The sequence below is a fragment of the Pseudomonas sp. genome (assembly GCF_030150285.1).
Classification (GTDB): Bacteria; Pseudomonadota; Gammaproteobacteria; order Pseudomonadales; family Pseudomonadaceae; genus Aquipseudomonas.
This window is the reverse complement of the sequence record NZ_JASLGE010000056.1, coordinates 49,658-73,501: the sequence shown is the minus strand read 5'-3', so window position 1 is coordinate 73,501 and position 23,844 is coordinate 49,658. Positions and strand designations below refer to the sequence as shown.

Annotated in this window: 23 protein-coding genes and 2 pseudogenes; 2 read left to right on the top strand and 23 right to left on the bottom strand. The window is 54.5% G+C overall.

Annotated elements, in window-relative coordinates; all coding sequences use genetic code 11:
* The 3 genes from Q1W15_RS13170 to Q1W15_RS13160 form a co-directional block, all read right to left on the bottom strand.
* A partial coding sequence (locus Q1W15_RS13170; protein ID WP_300729099.1) for a type VI secretion system Vgr family protein occupies nt 1–933 on the bottom strand: 933 nt, incomplete at its 3' end.
* Nucleotides 934–1,376: 443 nt separating this feature from the next.
* Nucleotides 1,377–2,063 (bottom strand): serine protease, encoded by a 687-nt coding sequence (locus Q1W15_RS13165; RefSeq protein ID WP_300729096.1) that lies wholly within the window; start codon nt 2,061–2,063, stop codon nt 1,377–1,379.
* Between the two features lie 457 nt (nt 2,064–2,520).
* Nucleotides 2,521–2,790 carry a hypothetical protein gene (locus Q1W15_RS13160; protein ID WP_300729093.1) on the bottom strand — a complete coding sequence of 90 codons (270 nt, stop codon included), beginning with the start codon at nt 2,788–2,790 and terminating at the stop codon, nt 2,521–2,523.
* A gap of 90 nt (nt 2,791–2,880) precedes the next feature.
* Between Q1W15_RS13160 and Q1W15_RS13155 the strand changes: the two genes are divergently transcribed.
* Together Q1W15_RS13155 and Q1W15_RS13150 are read left to right on the top strand one after the other, a co-directional pair.
* A complete protein-coding gene (locus tag Q1W15_RS13155) occupies nt 2,881–3,120 on the top strand; it encodes a type II toxin-antitoxin system RelB/DinJ family antitoxin (RefSeq protein ID WP_300729090.1) in 240 nt (79 codons plus the stop codon).
* A pseudogene (locus Q1W15_RS13150) lies at nt 3,110–3,184 on the top strand (type II toxin-antitoxin system mRNA interferase toxin, RelE/StbE family); the annotation flags it as partial. The gene Q1W15_RS13155 and the pseudogene Q1W15_RS13150, both read left to right, overlap by 11 nt.
* Nucleotides 3,185–3,572: 388 nt before the next feature.
* Here Q1W15_RS13150 and Q1W15_RS13145 read toward each other — a convergent pair.
* From Q1W15_RS13145 to Q1W15_RS13050, 20 genes and pseudogenes are all read right to left on the bottom strand, one after another.
* Nucleotides 3,573–4,484 carry a hypothetical protein gene (locus tag Q1W15_RS13145; protein WP_300729087.1) on the bottom strand — a complete coding sequence of 304 codons (912 nt, stop codon included), beginning with the start codon at nt 4,482–4,484 and terminating at the stop codon, nt 3,573–3,575.
* On the bottom strand, nt 4,484–6,796 hold the full coding sequence (locus Q1W15_RS13140; protein WP_300729084.1) for an ATP-binding protein: 2,313 nt from the start codon (nt 6,794–6,796) through the stop codon (nt 4,484–4,486). The genes Q1W15_RS13145 and Q1W15_RS13140 overlap by 1 nt, the downstream gene beginning before the upstream one ends.
* Entirely contained in the window at nt 6,777–8,063 is a 1,287-nt protein-coding gene (locus Q1W15_RS13135) for a DNA cytosine methyltransferase (protein ID WP_300729081.1), read from the bottom strand. The genes Q1W15_RS13140 and Q1W15_RS13135 overlap by 20 nt, the downstream gene beginning before the upstream one ends.
* A gap of 208 nt (nt 8,064–8,271) precedes the next feature.
* Nucleotides 8,272–9,072, bottom strand: a pseudogene (locus tag Q1W15_RS13130) (DNA adenine methylase).
* Nucleotides 9,073–9,222: 150 nt separating this feature from the next.
* Complete coding sequence (locus Q1W15_RS13125) at nt 9,223–9,750, bottom strand: lysis system i-spanin subunit Rz (RefSeq protein WP_300729078.1); 528 nt, start codon at nt 9,748–9,750, stop codon at nt 9,223–9,225.
* A complete protein-coding gene (locus Q1W15_RS13120; protein ID WP_300729075.1) occupies nt 9,747–10,280 on the bottom strand; it encodes a glycoside hydrolase family 19 protein in 534 nt (177 codons plus the stop codon). The genes Q1W15_RS13125 and Q1W15_RS13120 overlap by 4 nt, the downstream gene beginning before the upstream one ends.
* 58 nt (nt 10,281–10,338) lie before the next feature.
* Nucleotides 10,339–11,376 carry a phage late control D family protein gene (locus tag Q1W15_RS13115; protein ID WP_300729072.1) on the bottom strand — a complete coding sequence of 346 codons (1,038 nt, stop codon included), beginning with the start codon at nt 11,374–11,376 and terminating at the stop codon, nt 10,339–10,341.
* A gap of 69 nt (nt 11,377–11,445) precedes the next feature.
* Nucleotides 11,446–11,655 carry a tail protein X gene (locus Q1W15_RS13110; protein ID WP_300729069.1) on the bottom strand — a complete coding sequence of 70 codons (210 nt, stop codon included), beginning with the start codon at nt 11,653–11,655 and terminating at the stop codon, nt 11,446–11,448.
* Nucleotides 11,630–12,475, bottom strand: a complete 846-nt coding sequence (locus Q1W15_RS13105) for a phage tail protein (protein ID WP_300729066.1) — start codon at nt 12,473–12,475, stop codon at nt 11,630–11,632. Before Q1W15_RS13105 ends, Q1W15_RS13110 begins: the two co-directional genes overlap by 26 nt.
* A 9-nt stretch (nt 12,476–12,484) precedes the next feature.
* Nucleotides 12,485–15,106: a phage tail tape measure protein gene (locus tag Q1W15_RS13100; protein ID WP_300729063.1), complete on the bottom strand. Its 2,622-nt coding sequence runs from the start codon at nt 15,104–15,106 to the stop codon at nt 12,485–12,487.
* Between the two features lie 35 nt (nt 15,107–15,141).
* Nucleotides 15,142–15,264 (bottom strand): hypothetical protein, encoded by a 123-nt coding sequence (locus Q1W15_RS13095; protein ID WP_300729060.1) that lies wholly within the window; start codon nt 15,262–15,264, stop codon nt 15,142–15,144.
* A complete protein-coding gene (locus Q1W15_RS13090) occupies nt 15,239–15,556 on the bottom strand; it encodes a phage tail assembly protein (protein ID WP_300729057.1) in 318 nt (105 codons plus the stop codon). The genes Q1W15_RS13095 and Q1W15_RS13090 overlap by 26 nt, the downstream gene beginning before the upstream one ends.
* Nucleotides 15,557–15,567: 11 nt before the next feature.
* Complete coding sequence (locus tag Q1W15_RS13085; RefSeq protein ID WP_300729054.1) at nt 15,568–16,071, bottom strand: phage major tail tube protein; 504 nt, start codon at nt 16,069–16,071, stop codon at nt 15,568–15,570.
* A gap of 11 nt (nt 16,072–16,082) precedes the next feature.
* Nucleotides 16,083–17,246, bottom strand: a complete 1,164-nt coding sequence (locus Q1W15_RS13080; protein WP_300729052.1) for a phage tail sheath family protein — start codon at nt 17,244–17,246, stop codon at nt 16,083–16,085.
* A gap of 65 nt (nt 17,247–17,311) precedes the next feature.
* Complete coding sequence (locus Q1W15_RS13075) at nt 17,312–18,622, bottom strand: phage tail protein (protein WP_300729049.1); 1,311 nt, start codon at nt 18,620–18,622, stop codon at nt 17,312–17,314.
* Between the two features lie 48 nt (nt 18,623–18,670).
* Complete coding sequence (locus tag Q1W15_RS13070; protein WP_300729046.1) at nt 18,671–21,616, bottom strand: hypothetical protein; 2,946 nt, start codon at nt 21,614–21,616, stop codon at nt 18,671–18,673.
* Nucleotides 21,617–21,633: 17 nt separating this feature from the next.
* Entirely contained in the window at nt 21,634–22,269 is a 636-nt protein-coding gene (locus Q1W15_RS13065; protein WP_300729044.1) for a phage tail protein I, read from the bottom strand.
* Nucleotides 22,262–23,152: a baseplate J/gp47 family protein gene (locus Q1W15_RS13060; RefSeq protein ID WP_300729041.1), complete on the bottom strand. Its 891-nt coding sequence runs from the start codon at nt 23,150–23,152 to the stop codon at nt 22,262–22,264. Before Q1W15_RS13060 ends, Q1W15_RS13065 begins: the two co-directional genes overlap by 8 nt.
* Nucleotides 23,149–23,475, bottom strand: a complete 327-nt coding sequence (locus Q1W15_RS13055) for a GPW/gp25 family protein (protein WP_300729037.1) — start codon at nt 23,473–23,475, stop codon at nt 23,149–23,151. The genes Q1W15_RS13060 and Q1W15_RS13055 overlap by 4 nt, the downstream gene beginning before the upstream one ends.
* Nucleotides 23,476–23,479: 4 nt before the next feature.
* On the bottom strand, nt 23,480–23,806 hold the full coding sequence (locus tag Q1W15_RS13050) for a hypothetical protein (RefSeq protein ID WP_300729034.1): 327 nt from the start codon (nt 23,804–23,806) through the stop codon (nt 23,480–23,482).
* Nucleotides 23,807–23,844 lie beyond the last annotated feature (38 nt).

Sequence of the window (23,844 nt, the reverse complement as noted above, 5' to 3'; positions counted from 1 at the left end):
GCGCTCGTGACGCAAGCGGGCGTAGAAATAGCCGCTTTCACTGAGCAGGTCTTCGTCCTGGGCAATCGCGTCACCCAGCACGGTGTAGGGCTCGGCGTAGTGGTAGGCCTCGCCGTAGGTGCCTTTGGCACCGCGCGTCTGATCGACCTGGCCATTGAGCCAGGCCTTGGTATCGCGGTGATGGTAGGCGCGGATATTGACGTGGCGTTCCACCACCCGATGGCTCGATTGCAGGCGCCACACGCTGTCCTGCCCGCTGCTCAAGCCGGAGGGCGAGCGGCACGGCAGTTCAACATTGAACTGGTAATTGCGTTGGTCGTCGTGAAACTCCACCACGTCGATGTACAAGCGATCGTCGCTGGTAAAGCGATACCAGATGCCCACTTCAGCCAGCAGACGGGCAATAAAAGCCAGGTCGCTTTCGTTGTATTGCATGACCTGAAGACGCTTGGGGTAGTCGCGTTTCAGGTCAAAGAAAAAATCCTGGCCTCTGAAATCATGCCGGCTGCGCAGGATACCCTCGACGATTTCAGGTACCGATTGATGCTGGTAAATACGGAACTGTTTACCCCGGCTCAGCAGCGCCAGGCGCGGCTCAAGGGTGAGCGCGTAACGGGCTTCATCGTTGGAGCCAGCCAGGCGCTTAAAGCCCGTAATCACGCCGTGCACGGTGCGCAACGGCTTGACCTCGGGCCGGCTCAACCCCGGCAGCGCCGGGCCGGGTGGTCGGCCATACAGGCTAAAGCGAGCATCGCGCCCGAGCAGTAGCTCGGCGGCAATATCGAGTTCCGTGCTGGTGAATTCGATCACGTAACTGAACGGCTGACTCAGGCACTCCTCGCCCCGAAAGGCCAGCACCTCCAGCGGAACATCGACATTGCGCACGTCGAGTTTATGGCGGCTGTGGTCGAAAAAAGGGGTGGGCGTGGGCATCGGCTACATCCTGGCGTAAACACTTCAGCGGGCCGGTGGAGCGTGGAGAGATACGCTCCCTACAGGGCGCTTAAAGTTTCATGCCAAGGGGGTAAAAGGATGTAGGGGCTTTCCTATTGTTTGGAAAGACTTGAGGGGATTTATCAAAAGCCGGTTGAATCGCGTTAAAAGGCTCGCAAGCGTCACGCTGAACAGAAAGGGGCCTTAGATTCTTTACGAAATGTTTTCGAGCGAAGGTCAGGCAAGGCGAAAACAGGCGAGGAACGGCCGGGGTCGCGCACAACTCTACGTGTTGTAAATGAGCATTCTGAGCCTGTTTTCAACGCAGCATCACCAATGCGCAGGGTGCCCCCAACCCCAAAAAACAACAAAGCCCGTTCAAGACGGGCTTTGTTGGTGCGAGAAGAACTATAGCCATACCGAATCAAACCAAAACATTCAGATCACTTAGGCACTTGTATTTTCAAAAGACTTATTTGAGTGATAACCGCCGGAGTTTTTTCTTTATTGAGCTGTGCCTGAAACAAGAGCCACTCACGCGCAATAATCGAATAGGGAATAAATACACTCACCCTCTCAGCGCCCCTCAGGTGAGATTGAACAATAGTATCGTGCAATGTGACGGAGTAAAATCCAGTGTTAATACCCAACGCTTTACCGTCGCTGCCAATCACAGGACCACCCGACATCCCCCGTACAAGGGGGGCGTCGTGAATACCATAAAGGTCACCACTATGCTCTGCTGTATTAACAAAAGGTGTTTGGTAGATCTTGCCCTTTCCTGTGGTAGTCATTTGAAACGGGCTCAAACCCACGGCAGTTATGCTTTCACCCAGAACGGGGGGGCGCCATAAAGGATAGTTGTCTTTTGCTTTGTGCTTGATAAAAACAAGGTCGCAATCGGTACTGCAACTATATGCAATATTGGCGATATGCGGGGTATGCCGGACTGAGACAGCGTAGTCTTCGTTCCACTGCACAGCAGATGCCGAATACACCAGTGGCGCTGGAAACCCCGAACGAACTATAAAATATGAGTCATTAATAGATCCGAAGGGGTCAGGTTTTACGAAGCCATTACAGCCCACAGTAAAAACGCCCATTAAAAACACCACCATCAACCTCATCATAAACAATCGCCCGCCTATAAATAATGCTACGCACTGTATTTTTTATTTTGACAGCACTAGAGAAGTGCGCTTAACGGTCGACTTCATGAAGTCGCGGTATTGCTTGTTACTGAGCAACCAATAAAGCTTAGGAATTGATCTAAATCAAGGAAACCCGAGAAATAATATATCCAACCACGAAATAACTATAACTAAAGTTATATAGATGGTAGGTACCACTCCATTTTCTCGGTACGAGAGAGGACCTTTAAAGCGGGCGTAACCCAATCGAACCAAGTTACCAAAGAAACTGCGAGCAAGCCCTCAGAGGGCTGAAACGCCCTTACTACGCATAAGGCAAATAGCCTTTCCGATGCTGAGTACCTCGGTAGGCCATGCAAACCTGCCGTGAACGCAACCTTACCGAAACGGATCAGAGGGTGCCACGCAATGGCTTGACAGGAATGATCGAACCGCCTCACCCCAAAATACCCTCCAGCAGCCCCACCCCCCAGAAACGACAAAGCCCGCCAAAAGGCGGGCTCTGTCGGTGTAGCAATATGGCGGAGGCGATGGGATTCGAACTCATGGACCTGTTACAGTCGACGGTTTTCAAGTCTCGAATAAAATCGTTATATTTCAACAGCTTAGTATTTTTCATATTCCGCAAGACGAATATTCTTACAGAGCCACAGGCCGCGTCTTTCAAGGCTTGGATTTTTGATTGCGGAAAGGATTTTGAAGCCATAACACCCCTCCTGGCCCTGCCGAACGGCACTTGCAAAAAAAGGTGATGGCAGCCATTGTAATGACAAATGTCATTACAGGAGTCAAACCTATGGCCTCCATCAACATCCGCGTAGACGACGAACTCAAAGCCCGCGCCTACCAAGAACTTGAACGCCTCGGCGTTACGCCATCAGAACTCATGCGCCAGGCCCTGCAGTACGTCGCAGAACGCGGCCAGTTGCCTTTCCGCCCCGTGCTTATGACTGAAGAAGATGAACAGCTCATCAACACCGTCCGCGAGCGTCTCGCAACACCACAGCGCGTGAAGGTAACGCTGGATGACCTTTAGTCTTGAGTTTGACCAGCGCGCACTCAAGGAGTGGCACAAGCTCGGGGATACGGTCAGGCAGCAATAATCAGGATATTTCCAAGGTTTTGGATTCAAAATAAGTTCTTTGAGTATATTTAATCTGCAGTCTTGCGGATCAAACACATGTGGTAGAGTTAAATAACAATACTATAAACTCCACTTGGGCATTTCAGCCAAGAAATCAATACAAACACCGCTTGATACTCGCCAACTGAATCCAGCATTTTAAAAACAGCTTATTGCAAAATAACCTACAGAACTTCTCCACTCGCCCATGAAAATAATTTGCTAAAGGCACACCTTGACGATATGCCATCGCCGTACATATAAAGCCGAAGCAATCAAAAAAACTAGAATTTAATATCGAAATACCTCAATCAATAAAAGACAGGGTAATACATGGAGGGATGAATACCCCCCATAAAAATCCACTACTGAAAATATGTGTTTATATTTTTAGCTGCATCATAGTGCTCACGAAGTTTAAGCAATAAGTTTCTCATCTCCACAGGCCCCCAAACCTTTTTATTTCTATCCTGAAAAACTGGAATACCTTCAATGTTAGTGGTTCTTGCGTGGGCAAACTCAATCCTGTGCTGATTTATTTCATCTGAAAAATTTGAAATTATCTGATGGCAATTTAAACTCAACTGCCCACCATCTTCCTCTAAAAGCTTAAGAAGAAGATCGACTTTCACGCGCAAATTTAATTTTGATATTATTCGCTCTGTAGACATATTATCAAAACGCGGCAAATTGACATTTTGCAACTCGTCAATATAATCTTGTAACGATTGCTTTGCCATCCCCCTTACTTCATCAACGGTTGGAGAGCCTTTCTTATTAATAATAGAATTAATAGTATCCCCAAAAAGCCCTTCTAACTCACCAACAGATCCAACCACTAAGCCACGCATATAATTAGGATGCACAACTCTTCTTATTGCATTCTGCGCCAGAGAAAAAACCTCCTGAGCTAATGATGCGCGCTGCATGCAATAGACACCGTCAACCTTTTCCAGGTATAACTTTTTCCTCAACTCCTCATCTGGTGCCGAGCTATAAAAAACCATATCACCATAAGTTTGGCTTCGTATTATTCTCGTAAGTCTATGCCCTATTTTTCCAACGCCGAGATCATAATCCACCATTATAAGATCATAAGGAGAGTGCTTTCTCAACCCATCAGTTAGAGCCTTAATGGACGCATCGTCAAACGTATCATGCCAAGTTATATTCACATTCAACCCGACATTATACAAACGACTCTCTAAATTTTTGACCACACCATTAAGCTCATCCTTTTGATCATCCAACCAAAGAATGCAATAGGTCGCGTCCATTAACTGTACACCTTAATTTCAAAAGTTGTACCACTAAAACTAGATTTCGCTAGCTCTATGGTGCCATTTATATTTTGCAATAGCTGTCGAACATTATACAGACCCAAGCCAGAACCACTGGTCGTAGTAATACCCTTATCGAATATTGACTCAATATTCGATATTTCGCTTGGAATACCCACTCCATTATCTTCAAGACTTACAAGAAGAACATTCGACTGAGATTTTGAAATCTCAATTTTCATATAAGAGGCATTAGCCTTAATAGCATTATCTATTAAGTTATCAATAATAATTGATATCTCAATAGGCTTGAACTGTATAACAAACTCTCTAGAAAAACGGACAACCTCAATTAAAATCTTGCTCTTGTACACTTTACAAATTTTTTCTACATATTGATCAAGGTACAGCGCCAAATCTTCTGTAATAGAATTAGAATCGAGCTTAAAATTTGCTTTTGTTGCAAACCTAGATGCTGCAATAACCTGCTGATTCAAAAGAAGTAAATTCTCAAGCGTTTCTTCTAGATCCTGCTGAGGAACCTGCCTTCTGCTGTGCATAGAAAACAAACTAGCCTCAATTAGATTTATTGCATTACTGGCATAAATAATTACTTGATGATGCAAACTTTCGAGCACATCTTTATCGTGACTTTGAAGCGAGGTCAAAAAAAGATTTCTTTCCTGCTCTCTCTTCAGGTCTTTTTCAACTTTAGAAGCTAATGCCTCTGCCTTATGTCGCTCAGCCCTCTCCCGCTCCGCATACTGGACAGCTTCGGACTCTGCCTTGAGCATCTCTTGATAACGAAACTTAGCACTTTTTATTTCTTCAACGAGTTCATCGTTTCCAGTTTTTTGTGCGATATTAGAAAGACTTTCGATAGTTTTATCGAAATCCTTAGCCTTACTATCGATAAGAGTTAAAAAATCCTCTGCAAAATACTCAACACGCACACCTGGAGAGTTAGAAAGCTTGTTAATGACCTCAATTATTTTTGATCTTAACTCGTCACGAGTTAGGTGACTAGAGTCCAATAAGTCAGCATCATATTTAACCCTCCAACTCACACCAACAACGTAATTCTCCAGTCGCAGCAAACACTTTTTCCAAAAAGCTTCCTTCAGCTGTATATACGCAGGTGTTTCTATGAGCCCCTTATCTCGGCTTGACGATTCTTTAAAGCTTGAGTCATCCCCATAAACATCAATCTTCCCAAGAATTTCTCGTGTACCTAAATACCTTGAATGACCTTGTTGCTTTCTTCTATCAATACCAAAACTATCATCAAGCTCTTCACCTACTGGATAAACTCTAAAACCATTTTTAAATAAAAAAACGGAACCAAACGAAACTGAGTTAACTCCCATGCGACGAGCAAATGTAGCTTTAGCCGACCTATTCAAGTAAAAAATATTACACTCGAACCCCGAACCATCCAGTTCTTTGAACTCGTTATCTTCAGAAATTCTGTAAATAACTTTTCCGCGATCTATCAACTCGGTTATTACTACTCCATCAACAATCCAAGTTTTTAGCCAAGTGGTTTTTTCTTGCAAAGTTTGAAAAATAAAATTATCAACGGGCCCGTTAACTATCTCATTAGGACTGGGCTCATCCTTCAGATTACTTAATCGCGCATCCTCATCGAGTTCAGACCTTGCTTTAATAAAAACTGAAAAATCATTTTTCTGAGTTCCAAAGGGGTTTATTAACTTCGCAAGAGATGATTTTAAATCCTTTAGTTTAGAGCGCCCCCATGCCTCCCGCAACCCACTAATTTCCAAAACAGTACCGCAATCATAATCAAAATCGACGCCATCGCAGAGCGAGAAATCCTGGGATACACTATGATTGATATCAATATTTATAAAATCATCTTTGGATGATGATTCAAACGCAGACCAGATAACATCTAGACGATTGACATCAGTGCTAGACTCTACTTTAGTTTGCAACGATAGAACTTCACCCAACCTATCACAAGAGAATCTTCCTACTCCTTTACTCCCAGCATACCTTTTGGATTGTATTGACTCCCTATAATCCAAATGTAGACCATCCTCAGAGCCATCTTGCTTTGCGGAGTATGCTACAAACAGCCATTTATCGACTAAATCTCGATACGACATACCTTTACCATTATCTATGATAAAGATTGAATCCTCTGTAAAGTGAAGAGTCACCTCACTAGCACCTGCATCGAAAGAGTTTTTCACCAATTCGAAAACAGCAACAAAATCATCTGTAATCAAGTCGCGCCCGATAATAGATTTCAGATGCGAACTAACTCTAAAATTCAGGGATTGCATTAGCCGGGCCTTTATAGATTTTATTAAGCTCACCATCGTCTAAGCGCACAGACTGCTCCCGCAGCAAAGTCCCAATAGCCTCTGCTAGCAATGGAGGTACTGCATTACCTATCTGGGTATATCTAGGACACTCAAACCGCCTACTTTTTCCACCCGTAGTATACTTCCCCGTAAATTCGAACCAATCAGGAAAAGATTGAATTCTCGCAGTCTCTCTAGCAGTTAAAATCCTCAACTCATCATAATGAATAATATCATCTGGCAAGGTGGTAATTGTAGGCGAAGGGGAGTTCTTAGTTAGCACTGTAATTGCATGTTTTTTTAAGCCAAGCCTATCCCGTGCTTCTTTAGAAAGTGACCGCCCAGGCCGAGACTCACTCTGAATTCGTCCAAACTGAGCTATAGTGTCTAACTTATGCCTAGGTAAACGTCGACTATTAGGTACACCATGAAAATCCTCTCTCATAATAGCCAAATAAGGAGAGGAAATCTGAGGAGCCTCGTATGCAGCCTCAAAAAAACCCTTAACATTCGAATCGGAGTTTTCAGCTAACTCTCGCCCTCTTGTCTGCAAGTCAGCGATAGCTTCATATACAGAAACAGGGCGAGCGACAGGAAGCCCTTTGAGCTGTAGAAAATCCTGCCGCTTATCGAGAAGAGTTTCCAGCAACCCCTCACCACCACCAAGAGAGCAAATTATTATATATCTACGCCGATTCTGTGGCACCCCGAAATCGGCACAATTAACTATGCCTCGGGAAACTGAATACCCTATCTTAGAAAGTTCCCCGCAAATAAAATCTGCGTACGACCTCTTAAAATGATGCTCCTCACCACCATCTACACGTTTCGCCTCATTAAACTTACTATTAAACCCACTTACATTTTCAATAACAATAAATTTTGGCAACACAATCTTAACTAATTCGAGGTATTGCTCTGCCATTTTATTTCTTGGATCAGCTGGATCACGCCGTCCAGCTGTAGAGAAGCCCTGACAAGGTGGCCCGCCAACCATAAGATCAACAGTCCCACGCAACAGTCTAATTTTTTCTCCAAAGCCGCTAAGAAAGTCTTCGCAACTCATGGCTTGTTTTGGGAGCCAAGATGGCCACTGAAATTGGTAGCGAGCGCCATCAATGAGGTTGTGCTTCAGAGTCTCGAAGGCCATCGGATTTTTTTCTATTGCAATCACACCTTCGCACCCGGCCTTCAGCAGGCCAAGAGAGAGGCCGCCACACCCGGCAAAAACGTCCATGAATCGCATGGCTGCCTCCTTAAAAAATTACGCAATATTAATTAAATCAGCAACACATGTCTAGATGTGACCTCTCGCTCGAAAATCTCTGCGCAGTCACAGATTTCATATAAATGACTGCTAAGCTTCACTCTTGCCCAACTTTAAAATAACAAGCTAATATTTAGTATAAATAAAATAACACCCTGAATTGCTACTGGTCTCTTTCGCCGGCAGACTAAAATAAAAATAGTCCACCATAGATACCTGGCTCCCAATTCATCACAATCAACTCCCCCGTTACCTCAGCCTTACCCTGCCGCTGGTTCGCTGTCGTGTACCGGATCTCGGTCGTTTCAATGTGAAACCCTTCAAACACTCGCCGGATGTCCGGGTGGTCGTTGATGCTGACCATCACCTTGCCTTTGCAGCGGCGCATAAAGTCGGCCATGCGTTCGTAGTTTTCAAACGGGAAGTCGACGCCGTAGCCGGCGGTCTGCCAATAAGGTGGGTCCATGTAGTGGAAGGTGTGCGGTCGGTCGTAGCGCTCGGCGCATTCAAGCCAAGGCAGGTTTTCGACATAGGTACCGGCCAGACGCTGCCAGGCTGCAGATAGGTTTTCTTCGATGCGCAACAGGTTGATGGTCGGGGTTGTTGTGGCGGTGCCGAAGCTTTGGCTCGATACCTTGCCTCCAAAGGCGTGCTGTTGCAGGTAGAAGAATCGGGCGGCGCGCTGGATGTCGGTCAGGGTTTCCGGGCGGGTCATTTTTTGCCACTCGAATATCTGCCGTGAGCTGAGGGCTCATTTGAATTGGCGCACGAATTCTTCCAGGTGGTTCTGCACCACGCGGTACAGGGTCACCAGGTCGCCGTTGATGTCGTTAAGCACTTCGACCGGTGCGGGCTGTGGGCGCAGGAAGTACAGCGCCCCGCCGCCGGCGAAGACTTCGACGTAGCATTCGTGGGGTGGGAACAGGGGGATAAGGCGGTCGGCCAGACGGCGTTTGCCGCCCATCCAGGGAATGATGGGTGAAGACATTATGTGCAAGACCTTTACTGTATGAATAGACAGGTGTTAGGCTCGCTCCGCTTTGTGCACGGAGCAGGAGCCTTGACTGGGCTTGCAGGACGGTTCTGCGGGTTTGGTGGCCGGGCTGGATGTTGACGCATCCAGCCTCGGCCGCTCCTTTTATTTCGTGGCTGAGACTTCTTTTGCGTAGGCCTGGCAGGCCTGCAGTGCGATCAGTCCCTGGTCGCCGTCGCCGGTGATTCCGATAATTCGTTGAGCATGCGCTGGGTCAAGTTGGGCTCTACGGGGGCCATAAACCAAGCCGCCGGGGCCGGTGGTGGTTTGCACTGCGTCACAACCAGTTGCGGCGGTGGCGTCGAGTTGGACTGACAGCCGCAGGTCAGCAGTAGCAAGGCGATCACGTAGACGTGCTTGTTGGGTTTGTTCATCAGTCAGGGCTCGGTAATGGGCTTGATCGCTGGCTGCCAGCCATTGTTCCAGGGCAAGGCGCTTGCCCTCTTCCGCCAGGATCTGCGCGGCGTTGGCATTGGCCAGGTTTGTGCGTTCGGTTTGATGGTCAGCGTCCTTGGCGGCCAGTTGCTGGCCGTAGGCGTTGGCCTGCCACTTCCATGCGGCCCACGCACTGCCCGCCATCAGGACCAAGATGACCAGCAGCACCCCGCCCCATTTCACTGCATCGACCTTCACGCCAACACCTTCAACGCCCGGGCGTAGAGTGCCTGGCGGTCTGCAGCGCCGTTCTGGCCGCCGTTGATGCGCTGGGTGATCTTGTCGAACTGGCCCGCGTCCGCCAGGGTGCTGAGGCCCTTGGTTGCCCAGAACCATGCCGCTGACATGCAAGCATGGTGTGGTTTTTCCAGCAGCTCGGGCTGCTTGAGCAGGTCCAGGGCAAGGGCTTCACCACAGGCCATGTAGTTGGCCCGGCCGGTGATTTGGATCAGGCCACGCCCCCGGTACTTGGAGCCGTCGCCAACCACGGTGTTACCCAGGTCTTTGCGGCCTTCGTATTTGGCTTGGGCAGCCGTTGGGCCCCAGATTTCTTTGACGTATTTGAGCTGGCCAGATTCATGGCCAATCTGGGCAATAAACGCCGCAACGCGCTTCGGGCCAATGATCTGGTAACGCACCATCGCGGTGTTGAGTACCGGCACAAAAACGCCGGCAACTGAGCCGGCGTTCGGGAGGATCTGCAGCAGTTGTTGCTGGGTGATTGTCATAAGTTGCCCTTACGAAAAAGCCCGCACAAGGCGGGCCGGGGGTGGGTATGTTTGGGGGTTAGAGCTGAACGATTTTCAGGGTCTTCGCGGGCTTTTTGCCTTTGGCCTTGGCCTTACCTTTCTTGCCGGCGTTGCACTCAATCGTCGTCGACCAGCCAGACTGGGTGAATACCTGTTCCCGGGAGTCCACCAGGTACTCGCCATCGAGCCCGTTTTTGAAGCCTTGTGCGTTGATCATCCGCTCCGCGAACAGGTCAGAGCGTCCGGGCATTTCCAGCCGTACACCTGCAGTCGAGCGATTGAACGCCGCCAAGCGCGCCTTGGCGGCCTGTTCGGCGGCGGTTTTGTCCGGGTGGATATGCCGATCGGTATGCACCGGCGGCAGGCCGTCCGGGGCGTCGTCGTTGTTCAGATTTACCACCTTCAACTTGCCGGTGGCCTTGTCCTGGTACTTGGTACTGACAGCCTTGTGGGTCGAGCGATCGCCCAGCCGAAAGCTGTAGCGACTGACGTCCGTTTTGTTGATGGTCACGACGCCCAGATTCTTGCCGCTTGCGGTGACACCGCCCTGTCGCGGCATAACAATCAACTTGCCGCCCGCGACCTTGGCCGTGCAGTCGTGCTGCCGAGCCAGCCGGGTGATGAAATTGAAGTCAGATTCGCCCAGCTGGTCAGCGCGGGGCACGATCGTGGCCACCGTACAGGCAGGCTCCCAGCCGTTACGCCGGGCCACGGTACTAACAATGGTGGCCAGGCTGACGCCCTCCCAACTGCCGCTACGGGTGGTTTTGCCACTGCCGCGCATGTCGCTGGCCTTGCCGCGTATCACCAGCGTGTCCGGCGGGCCTGAGACTTCGACCTCGTCGACAACGTAGCGGCCCTCCCGGGACAAGGTGGATCCGGCATAGCCCAGATAAATTTCGATGCTGGCACCGCGAGACGGCAACGTCACGGCGCGGTCGCGGTCGTCAATGCGCAACTCAAACTCGTCAGACTCCATCCCGGGCTTGTCCGAGGTGCGCAGCAGCAACAGCCGGTCATTGATCATGCGGGTGATGTCGCTGCCGTCGGCAACGATGCGGAAAACAGGCTTCATGGTTCAACTCCCACAAAAAGCCCCGCACGTAGGCGAGGCTCGGGTTTCAAGGCGTGTTACGCGTAACGGTCAACTCCACAACTGAACCGCCTGCTCATCGCTGGCCATCGGCAAGTCCGGCAACACGATCAACACGCCGCCACGATACGGCTCCGGTTCGGCTGCTAACCCGGGGTTGGCTTCCAGCACCCCCTCCACGCTGCCGTTGAGGTGGCCATAGGCGTTGTGACAAATGGTGTAGAGCTTGTCGCCGTCAAGTGTTCTGCAGGTCTTCGCCATAACGGACAAACTCCAGACTAAAGCCCTGCTTGCGGGGAATTCCGCCCTGCAGGAACGCGCTTTGATCCTCGGTGATCGAGGTCAGGCACCAATCCCCAAGCACGTAGCCATACCCCGTGGTCAGACCCAAAGGCACCAACAACCCGCCGATACTGCGCAGGGTGTCCAGTTGTTTGAGGCCGCCCCGGTGCCCGGGGAAGATCGACCCCTTGAGGGTGATTTTGTCGTCACCCATGCCCACCGCTTGCTGTGCTGGCCGCCGCATCAGGCGCTCTTGCGAGGCCCAGCGAAAACCACTCTGCCGGTTCAGTTCCTCAAAGGCCGCCGTGTCCAAGTTGAAGTAGTACGGCGGCGCTTCGTGCTTGTGCGGTTGCAGGATCAGCAGGTGGGGAAACGGTTTAACGGCTTCCACGGCCGGGGTGGTATCGGCGGTAAACGCGCTGGTGGGCAGGATGTTGCCCAGCGCGGGGTTGATCTGGCCGGCAATCTGGTTGATTGCATTTTTCGCCCGGGTTGCCTGCTCGCCCAGCACTTCCAGCCGCTGCTCGATCTGCGAGGCGGCGCGGGCCGCTTGGTTGTAGACCGCAACCACCGCGCCCACCTTGGACTGGGCGGCGCTGATGCCGCGCATGACCCGCTGCAGCTTTTCCCCGACCATCGGACCAATGACCGGCAGGGTTTCCAGCTCGGAGGCTGCGCCGGTCATTTCACTGATTGCGCCGTTGACCGGCCCCATCATCCCGTCAAGGCTTCGCCGCCCGGCCTCCCCGGCCGTGGCCAGGTAGCTGACCGCGCTTTGCATCTGCTCCATGTAGGCCATATCACCTCCTTACCCGATATGCGGGCTGTCGTATAACTTGCGGTCATTGGCCCGGCGGGCGTCGTCCTCTAACTGGCGGGCGAAGTCGCTCAGTTGGCTTTGCATCATCGGTTGCAACTGACGCATAAGCTCGGCCGGATCCTTCACATCCCCCTGCACGGTGATGGGCATGTGCGGCGCAAAGGTAATTTTCTGATCGATCGGCGCAGGCCTGGACTCAGGTTTAAGCACCAACGGCGACGGGAGGGGTGTCCGGCCGGACTTAGCCGACATTGAGCGCACCACATCGCCTGGCTCCGCATCAGTGCCAAACAGCGACTTGGCGAACGACGTTTTACCGAACATGCCTCCCACGGTTTCGCCGCCCATGCCCCCCAGAAACGCACCGACCAGACCGCCCACCGCCGTGCCGATGATTGGCACCACGGAGCCGATCGCAGCGCCGGCAGCTGCACCGGCCATCGTGCCCGCCAGTCCGCCTGCAGCACCGCCGTAACCCGCCGCTTTGTCTTCGGCCGTCTTGGCCGTGGTGTAGGTGTCAAAGGCCTTGATACCCGCTTCAAACACCGAGCCGGCCGGAATGGCTTTGCCCATTTTGCCGAGGGTGCCCACGGCCCCCATCAAGCGAGCGCCCATACGCGGCGACACCGCCGGTGCAGGTGGACGCGGTGGACCACGGCGGCGCGCTCGACGACTGCCACGCCCAGCAGCACCCATGCCACCCAGATCACGGGCATTCACCACAAAGACCTTTTGCGTGCGATCGGAACCGCCCACCACACCGCCTTGCTTGGCTTCACGAATCACATCGAGCAGTTCCAGGCCGGTCTCTACCGGGTCAAGTTTGGTGCTGGCTGCGCCCTCACCCTCTGCCACCTCGTCCTTGCGCCCCAGCAGGGCACCCACGCCAGCAGTGACCCACGACCTGACTGCGCCGCCCCGCCCATCAAAGCCGCCGCCAGAACCACCCAGCGCGCCTTTGGCGTTGGTGACATAAACCGACTGCACACCCCCACGGCCCTTGCCACCCCCCAATCCGCCCCGGGCCAGATTGACCAACCCTCGGCCGATCTTGAGCGCGCCCAGCAGACTGGTCACAACACCGGCCCCGGTGGCCAGCGCCGTCAGCCCCATTACCAGCTTGGGTGATTCATCCGACAACCGGGTGATGCCCTTGACCACCGTGGTCAGCCCGGTGGCCACCGAATCCGTGACCGGCCGAATGGCATCGCCCAAGCTGCGCATGGCGTCGTTACCCGCCTGGAACATCTCGGCCCATTTCTGGGACGAGGTGTCGCGCCGCTCCGCAAGGTTCTGGTCCAGGATGCCCGAGGCACTGGCCGACTCACGTTTTAGCTGCTCGTACAGTTCCTTGTTTTGCACATAGGCGGTCAGTGCTGACTTGACCTGCATGTCAGCAAAAATATCGCCGGTACGCAGCGCCTGCTCCAGGCTACTGAGCATGGCCTTGGCTTTTTCCGGGTCTGATTCCTTGCTGATCTTGGCCGTGGCCTCAGCCATCTTCGCGGCTTTTTTCGGGTCGGTGGCTTCGATGTAACGTCTGGCTAGCCCAAAGCTTGCCTCCAGCGTCGACATGCCACCCTGAATGCCGGTGTTGAGAGAGCCTTGATAATCAATGCCCGCTTTGTTGTACGCCCTGACCACCTCCCCGGAACCGATCTTTTCAATCCAGTTTTTGAGGTTGTTGGCCGCTTCGTCGGCAGTGCCGGCGGTTTTCATTTGCACCTGCAGCATTGAGCCCAGTTGCGTGACGGCGTCCATGCCGGTGATGCCCTGTTTCTGCATACCGGCCAACAGTTGCGGAAACCACTTGGCCATGTCGTTGGATTCAAAACTACCGGCCTGGCCTTGATAGGCCACAGCCTCCAGCGCCTTTTCCAGCACCTTGGGGTCGGTGATTTGGGCGTTGCTCTGCAGCGCCTGGATCATTCTTGCAGTGTCGACACCGCTGGAGCCCTGCCCCACGACGAACTTGGCCGCCACCGGCGCAAACTCCATCGCCTGCTTCAACTCCATGCCGGCACCGACCAGCTCGTTGACCACATCGGCGACTTCGTTGCGGCCCATGCCGACATCATTCGACGTCGCGATGATGCTGCGCGACATTTCGGCCTCTTCAGCCGTTCGCGCCACACCGGCCTTGATCGCAATATCGCGGATGATCGCCTGATAATCCGCGCTGACCTTGGTCGGTAAAGCCAACATGCCCGTGGCCACAACCCCCTGGGTTATCCCTGCACGCACCTGCTGCTTGCCGCTGTCTATCTGGCCAAAGCCTTTGGACTTCAGCTCAGCACTGCGCCCGGCGCGGCCCAAGCGATCATACTCCCTTGCCAACCGGCCAACTTCTACGCCCTCCTTGCGCAGTACACCCAGATTGCGTTCCAGCCGATTTTTGAGTGCTTGCGCGCCCTTCTCACCTTCAGCGTGGGCCTTTTTCCACTCATCGCGCAGGCGCATGGTTTCGCCGATGGTGCTTTGCAGCACCCGTGACTTTTTGCCTTGCTCGCTCAGCTTTTTGACGCGGCTTTCCACGTCCTTGAAAGCCGCGCCCACGGTTGAACTGACGGCCCCGCCGATCACCAGACCGAGCGCCATTTTGTTTGCCATAGGAATGCCCTGTTACGCGTAACGGAGGGGGTGGCTCAATCCGTGAGCCACCACAGCATGCGGTTAAACGGCATGGTCTCGATTTCACCGGCCGAGAAGTGATACTCCCGGGCCAGTTGCTTGGCCGCCGCTTTAATCGTTGTAGGGGTAAGGTTCATCATCTTCGACCAGGCGAAAATAACCGGCCTGCAGGCGGTTGTAGTCCACCACCGTCAAGCCGCCGATATCCTTTTCACCGGCCTGCGTCAGGGACGCGAACAGAATAACTTCACGCTTTTCGGCATCACCGCCGGACTGGACGGTGGCCAGTTGCACGTCCTTGACGGTAGGTGCCCGCAAGTTGACCCGGTTGACTTTGATCTGGTTGATTTCGACCGCCTTGCGCAGGGTGATGGTGGCACCCTCTTCGGTCAGTTCCAGCCAGCTTGGCAGTTTCTTGGTGGTGGTCATGTTCATTGTCCTCAGATGCCCAGGACGTTACGCACGTCCGCCAGTTGGTCCACGCCATCGATGACGCGTACAGAGTTGATCGGATCGATTTCGTACATCACGCGCCCGTCGATTTCGAGCTTGTAGTAGGTGACGTCCACGGCGTATTTGAACTCAGCCTTGGCCCCGGGCGACCACTCGCCCGGATCGACTTCGCGCAGGCCGCCGCGCAAGGTGGCCACCACGCCGGTGGTCGCGCCTTTCTGCCCCTTGAAGGCACCGCGAAACGAGGCATCAAAACCGGTCTGGTCAAAGGCACCGAAGTGCTTCAGCACCTCACGGCGCACACCGTGGGTGGCAAAACTGGCCTCCAGTTTTTCAAGGCCCATGTCCATCGCCACCGAGGCATCCATACCGCCGCCGCGATAGTCCTCAGTCTTCACCGTTATCTTGGGCAGGCTGAGGCTTGGGACGTCGCCCTGCAGGCTCTGGCCCGCGATAAACATATTGGTGTTAAACAGGGTTTGCGGAATCATTGAACGCCTCCTCAGGCTTCCAGAACTTCAGTCAGCCACTGGTTAGTGACTTCAATTTGGAAAATCGGGTTTTCCGCCGGCGGCACATCGGTAAAGCGGATGGTCCAGTACACCTTGCCCTGCTCGATCTGCGTGGCGGTGGTCTTCTCCAGGTCGGGGTAGACCTCAAAGTTGATCACCGCGCCCAGCGCTTTGAGGTCACGCATAAAGGCGTTGATCGTCTCGGTGACGTCCTTGACATAGGTTTTGGTGATGCCCCGGTCGACCGCCCATTTCATGCCGGCCTGAATCGCTTCCATGACCATATCGGTGGTACGCACACGGGTGACAAAGGCCCACTTGGCATCACTCGACAGAGTGCGGTTGCCCCACAGGCGATAGCCGCCATCACGGATCACGGTGGTGATATTCGCGCCGTTGAGCAGATTGGCCCGACAGGTCTTGTCGCCGTCCAGGTACTCGACCGGACGCACCGTGCCGGTGATGCCGGCAATTTCCTTGTTCGACGGTGACGCCCAGAAACCAAAGCGCGAATCGGTCTGAGCAAACAGGCCTGCCGCGATCGCAGAGCCCGGCACCGACACATCGCCATTGACTGCGGTACTCCACTGCTTGACCGCCGGATCGATCATAAACAGGCGTTTGGAGCCGAAGTTTTCGGCGTAGGCAATCGCGGCCTCGTCGGTGGTGTTGGGGCCGTCGATAATGCCGATGGCCTTGAGCTTACCGGCCAGTACATCCATCGCGGTGGCCACCGCTTCCGTGGCGCTGTGCTTGGGCGCAATCAACAACCGCGGCTGCAGGTTGAACAGGCTCTTGCCGTCCAGCAACGCCTGCATGCCAGTACGCTTGCCGTCTGCCGCCACACCCCCGATGATCGAGCTGGTGAGTACCGCCGCCTCGGTGCCGGTCGGAACACCGACCGCGACAATCGCGGCCGCTGACTGGTTAAAAATGGCCTTACAGGCCCGGGTCAGCGCCGAATCAGGACCGAACGCGGCCACCGCTTCACTCTCACGGGTCAGCAAGGTGAGCACGTTAGACTCTGCCAGGCCCAGCCCCGGGGTGAAGGTATCGACAATGCCAATGATCGAGGACGACGGCAGGCTGATAATGCGTGCGCCGGTCTCTACCAACGCCACCGTAATGCCGTGAAAGAAGTCGGTTGAACTCATGGTTATCTCCATAGAAACGAAAAAACCGCCAATCGGCGGTTGCAGTACAGCGGTGAACCCTGTGCTTACATCGGGGTGACGCGATAGCCGACGGCGATCCAGCGCACGCCAAAGGCCTGGTTGTATTCAAGGTACTCCGTGAAGCCGAGAACAAACCCCGCCGTGGTCAGTGAGCTTTCAACCAGTGCACACGTCACCGTAGAGGCAGACGAATTGCCGCCCGGGTGCTGGGTAATCACCGGCAGCACAATGAAAGGCGCGGTATCAAACCAATAGGGGAAGTTGAACTGAACATTCCACCGGCCACCCGGCATGTCACCCAAGTACGAGTTGCCCCACTGCACAAAAAGCCCCGTGTCTTTATCCCACCAAAAGCCAGACGGATTGTGATACAGGCTCGACGGCACCCCAGCACCCAAGGCAGCCCGCGCTGTATCCGGGGTATTGCCGCCGGTACCGCCCCGCAGCACCGGCAAAATGCCGCTGATCAGCTTGCCGGTATCCAGACCCGCCAATGCCAATTGGATATTCAGGTCACCACTGCCATCGAACCAACCCAAGCCGGTGGCCGCCCCGACGAAGCTTAATGCGCGTCCGGTTTGCAGCTTGCTCGCGGATCCCGCATTGGCGGTAGTCGGTCGGCTCAGGGTGCCCGTTGCGATCTTGCTGGCATCCAGTGCCGGAATATCCGCCGCTTCAAGCGCCAAACCCTTGACCACCAGCCCCTTGGCGGTGACTTTGACCTTTCCGTAAGTCCCCGCTGTCACCCCTGAATTGGCCAGGGCCATGTCGATAGTCGCATTGTTCGATCCATCGAATAGCGCCTCGCCGGTGGCATCGCCCATGAGCGCGATCTTGCGCGACGTCTTTAGTCGGGAGGCGTAGCCGGCCGTACCCTTGCGGATTTCATCACGCACGACCTCCAGGGTAGGCATAACCAGCGTCGGGTCATTGATCAGGGTTATGTCGGCTGTACTGCTGACCAGCAGTTGCATCCGAATACCTTGAGTGCGTCCGGTACCCTGAGCTTGCGTCGGCTTGAAGGTCGCCGGGTAATTGGCGACCGCCACCAGCCTGCCAGCCGAGTCATACAACCCCACTTCACGCACCCACCAGCCACCCACGTTCGACGGCAAAACCAGCTCCGCGACAATGACCGGCCGATCAACACGAGCCGTCAGCCGATTTAAGGGCAAGCGCAGGTTTTCGTGAACCAGCGCCGTTTGCAATTGCGACGGAATGGGCGTTACACCATTGCCATCGCCAACGGCCATATGGGTCCAGTTCAAAGGTATCCCGGTGGCGGCGGCGCGGGCGAGTTGTGCCGCACCGACATCGGTCAACATAGCGACATAAAAAATATCTTGATCTGCCATACATTCGCTCATTTTGTAGCCGCACTGGCGGCATAGGCGCTCAGCACCTCAGAGGTTGGTGGTCATCCGGATCACACTCTCGACATCCCACGCCTCACCCGGCTGCGTGGTATGCGTTGTGCCCCCCATAGTGCTGACCGTGCTGCCAGCCACGCTGTAGTAAAACTTGTTGTAGTTGACCGCACTGGCGATATAGAACCCGCAGCTTGGCAAGCCTGGGTGTTTCAGGATCTGAACGCTGGCTGAGATACCGGTTGGCCCCCAGAGCTGGGCATCGGGCAACGAACCCAAGGTGGTCACCTGAGCAAACCCGGTTGCGGACACATCCTCGATCGAGGTATACGGCGCACGCATCGCGGTATTGGTAATGACCTCACCGGTCGTGTCCTTGATCAACCGCTTGATTGGTAGCATGGTTAACATGGCCGCCTTCAGCACCAAGGACTTCGACCACACCACCTGCTGCGATATCGCGATCTTCAAACCACCATCTTCGCGACTGAGGGTCACCCGCTTGACGTGGGTGGCCACTTCCACCTGGGTGTTGCAGCGATACAAGCGAGAGTTCTGCACCAGGGTCAGCTTCTTGCCGACGTAGGTTGCGACCGTGTTAAACGGGATCTGCACGCCATCCAGAAACAGGGCAGCAAATGTCTTGATCTCGTCGCCATGAAAGCCCCCCATGTAATCCGGCATACCGTCCTCGAGCGCTGCCATCTCAAGCTCACCTCCATTGAGTAATGGCTGGCTTCCACGGGCCCGGACAAAACTGGTGGAGCTGGTAGTCAGATCACATTCATATTGGTGCTTAAGACGCCACAAGTCCGAGTTGCCATAAGCGTCTGCACCCGTCGGATCAAAGGGACGATTTTCGTAACCAATCGTTTGTTCCAGGTACTTGAGGGAACTGGACTTGGCACCCTTCACAAAAGCGCTGACGGCGTTAGCGCTGGTCTTCACCACCACGTCATCCTGAGCCAGCGTTGAAACCACTGTTCCAACCGGCTCAGATGCGCGCGGGAAGCCACAGAGCGGGCCGTAATCGCTTGCCCCGTTCCAGTAAAACATCGGCAACTGGTGCGACTGGCCACGGAAGCGATCAGCCACCGCGCCATCGTGGTAGGTTCCCCCCTTAACCGCCGTAGCCGGCGTATCCCCCGTGGTGACCACTGCCAACATGTCCAGGTAGGCCACATTGAGGGTGGTGCTGGAGAACGTGAAAGAACCCGGTGCCAACTTGATTCGGCCCTGCCCTCCGATCGCCGGCAGGATCAAATAGTTGTCCCACGCCAGCGTGCGGGTGGCCGGATCGAACGTGACGTTGTTCGGCGCTTGCTTCATCCAGACTTCGCCCAGGTAGGGATTGGCCGGCCGCCGATTAGCCAGTGCACCGCCATACCCCACCGCGTCGTTGATGAACAGATAGAGCTTGTTGTCATCGACAAACGCACCATTGGCAAGCCCACCCGTGGGGCTGGAATATCCTCCAGTGGTCAATTGCGGCACCAATTTTCCGTCAACCAGAGCAGCACTAAGGTCCACATACAGCGCCTGACCTCGGGCCACCGATACATCCGCAAGCCCCGCCACCACGACCGTGGTGTTGCCGATGCCTCGGGTAATCCTCAGATCGCCGAACGACATCACGCACGCCGTACCGCTTTCCAAATACCGGGTTAAATCACCCATCACCACATAGGCCGGGCGGTTGGCCCGGTTCTTCAAACTCTGATCGATGAAGTTGAAGGTGATTTGCTGCTGCGCCAGAGGTCCCGCGATACCCCGCTTATCATTGACGAATAGATAAACCTTGCGATCGGTGATGAACGCGCCGTTGGCCAGCATCCCGGCGGTATAACCGCCACTGGTGACTTGGGCTACCAGTTGATCACTGCCATTGAGATCGCCATCCAGATCAACGTACATGGCCTCGCCGGCCGGTACGATCACATCGGTGGCAGGGGCCACACGCTTAGCGGAAAACGTCTGCGCGCCGGTTATCGTCAGTTCGGGAAAGCTGATCTGGTAAGTCGAAGGTGTCGATACCAGCGGCTGGAGCTTGGTGGCTTTGCCCGCCACATTCCAACTACCCCGATCCAGCATGTTTTTCAGCGAAATGTCCAACGCAACACGTCCAACTGCACCGTCTGCGACAGCATGGTACTGAGGGTGAATAACGCCCCCAATGATCCCATTCAGGCAAGTGAACAAGATGATCTTGCTATCGTCGATGTAGGAACCCGGCGGATTTGCAGTGGTCGCTAACGGGAGTTCAGAGACCTGTACAACATACTCCCCCCCCACCAACTCCGCAGCCAAATCGACATAAGCACATTTGCCATTGGGCACCGTCACATCGGTAACAGCTTGCACGTAGGCTTGCGCCTTGCCGGTACCCGTGAAGATATAGAGCCGCCCCCAACTCACCAGGTAATCAGAGGTCCCGGCAATTTTTTCCACCTTTGTAGCGCGGCCGGATAGTACATAGTTGCCGCGACGGGCGATGGCCGTCACTGGGGCGTTTGGAGAACGCTTACCCGTATCAAGAGCCACACCCGCGTTATTTTTATACAGAATCAAATTTTCCAGATTGTCCGGGCTCGGAACACTGAAATACTGACCATTTGCTGTACTCACTAAACCGATTGCGGTGCTGTCGTAGATTTTGCCCGTTGCATTGGCGTGCTCGGCAGCAACAACGGCAATGGCAGCATTATTAGAGGCAACGACAGCAGAATCCGTTAGCCCATCAATTAATGCGCTAACCGATGTTTCGGCTTTCAACTCTGCAATCAACTCAGTCACCGCCACACCGATGGCTAACTGGCCGTCAGACGTAATATCAGCGGAGACTTGTTTAAGATTCTTGATTGGGCCTGATGCAGTTTGAATATTCCCAGCACCAATCGGATCATTAGAAAAGCGCTGAACAATGTCCATACTTTGTTCTGCAGCTTCCACAATTAAACCAAGCCGCTCCGCCTGATGGTCCATATATATTTTCCTGAAGATCAAATGCTAAAAAGTTTGGACATAAAGACGTTGCCGATACGGTTGTAATCTTTCGCGGCACTTTCCAATCGGTTTAAGTCCTCATCACTGAACTGCAATTCAGCGGAGGAAATAACCACTTCGTCGCCGGTAAAAATCGCACCACCCAAGAACAACGCGCCTGTCGGGCTGTAGGTAATGTTCAATCCCACCAGGTGCCGGCTGATCGGCTTGGTGTCGGCAATCATCCGTTCAAGGTCAGCCAGCCCCTGCTCGCTCAGGCCGCTATCAAACAGCGCCAGGCTCAAGGTGAAAGTGCCGGGCTCGCCCATCGGCTCCAACTGGTGCCATTCGGTGATGTCGATAAGGTCGGCAAACGGTTCAATCACCCGCCGGAGCGCGCCCAAGGTGCCCTTGCGTTTGTGGATCTCGAAAGAATCCTTAATCACCTTGCGCTTGATCGCCTCCGACCACTCCGGGTCCCAGCGATCAACACTGCGCTGAATGGCCAGCCAGGGCAGCAACGCAACCGGGCAGGTGTCCGGTGAGATCATGCGGCGCAGGACGTTTGGCAGGCTCACCTTTTCCATCGACACCAAGGCCAGCGCCTGCTCCAGCGTAGTGCGGTTCGGCGGCAACAGGCTGGCATCACTCATCAGTGCCACCGAACACCACGCTAAGGCCCGTGCAATTGGCGGCTTCGTGGTCCAGCACCACCACATCCTCAACTGGGTGGATCAGTTCCACGCGCTGCACCCGCGACACATGCAAGGCAGCATGAATCGCCGAACGACGAATATCGCGCCCCAGGCGGCGCTGGGTGTTGATATAGCGATTCAGGGAGGATCGGGCTTCAGTCAGGCTTAGCTCAATCTCCGGGCCCGGGTAGAGGTATAAAACAGCCTCGATCCGATAGTCGATCAGGCTGGCAGACTGAACGATCAAGCGGTCGCCGACCGGCCGCACATCCTCATCGCCGAGGGCCACCCGCACCACTTCAAGCAAATCCTCAGACGCCACGCCATCGCCAATGCGGCTAAGAATGCTGACCTCAACCGTGGCCGGGCTTGGACTGGCGGCCCGGGCATCCGCCACGCGGCCATCGGCCGACATGGCATGAAACACGTAGGCATCCCGAGGGCCGGCAATCGACATGCCCTCAAACGCCAACAGCGTGCGCTCCACCAGGGAATCGTCCGATTCGTACTGCGCCTCGATCGGCGGCACAGCACCGGAATCAGCAGCGATCACAAGTAGCCGTTTGACGTTGTAGTTGGCCGCCAGATGATCCAGATCGCTGTCACGGGCAAAGGCCAGCAGCAACGCCTTGGCCGCGTCGTTGATCCGCGCACGTCCCATCATCTTGTCGTAGGCGGCTTTCTCCAGCAGTTTGACGACCGGATCGGACTCCAGCGCCGCCGACCAGTTGCCCCCCATCAAGGCGCGAAAGTCGGTCAGCGCTTCCTGATACATCACTTCAAAATCAAGCGACTCCAGCACAAGCGGGGCCGGTAAACGGGACAGGTCAAGTGTGCTCATACGGTCACTTCCACTAGCTGGCTATCGCCCTTGTAGACCCCCGACAGGCGAAACGTGATACGCCCATCAAGAACGGACAGGACTTGCACCTGCGTCAGTTCCAGACGCGGCTCCCAGCGCTTCAGGGCGCGGGCTGCTTCGGCCTGCACAGCGCTTTTCCAGCCCTCACTGACGGGCAGGTCGACAAAGCGTCGGATTGTGCTGCCGTATTCCGGGCGCATCAGCCGGGAACCCAGCGGCGTGGTCAAGATGTCTGCAATGGACTGCCTCAGGTGTTCAACGCCCGAGATAGGCAGCCCGGTATGGCGGTCCATTCCGATCATGTGCTTACTCCGACAATCGCTCTAAATCAGGGTGGCCATCCAGATACGCCCGCGCCTGGGCGTCGATCACCTTGACCGCGACATGACCTTTGCTGACCTGCAGCAAGCGGCCGCCCGGCATCACCAGGCTGCGAGAGGTAAAGGCCTTGTCGCGATAAACGACCACCGCTGCCAGCTCTTCGGCGGTGTAGTCGTCCGCCGTCTTGATCGGCAGCGCTACAGCGTCAGCAGTCATCGGTACCGCCACGGCATGCACGGTGATCGGTACGGCCACGGCGTCCACCGCGACTGCACCCGGCGCGCTGTCGGCCGAGGTTGGTTTGCTCGCCATACATTTCTCCAGGTAGAAAAAAGCCCGCACGCGGCGGG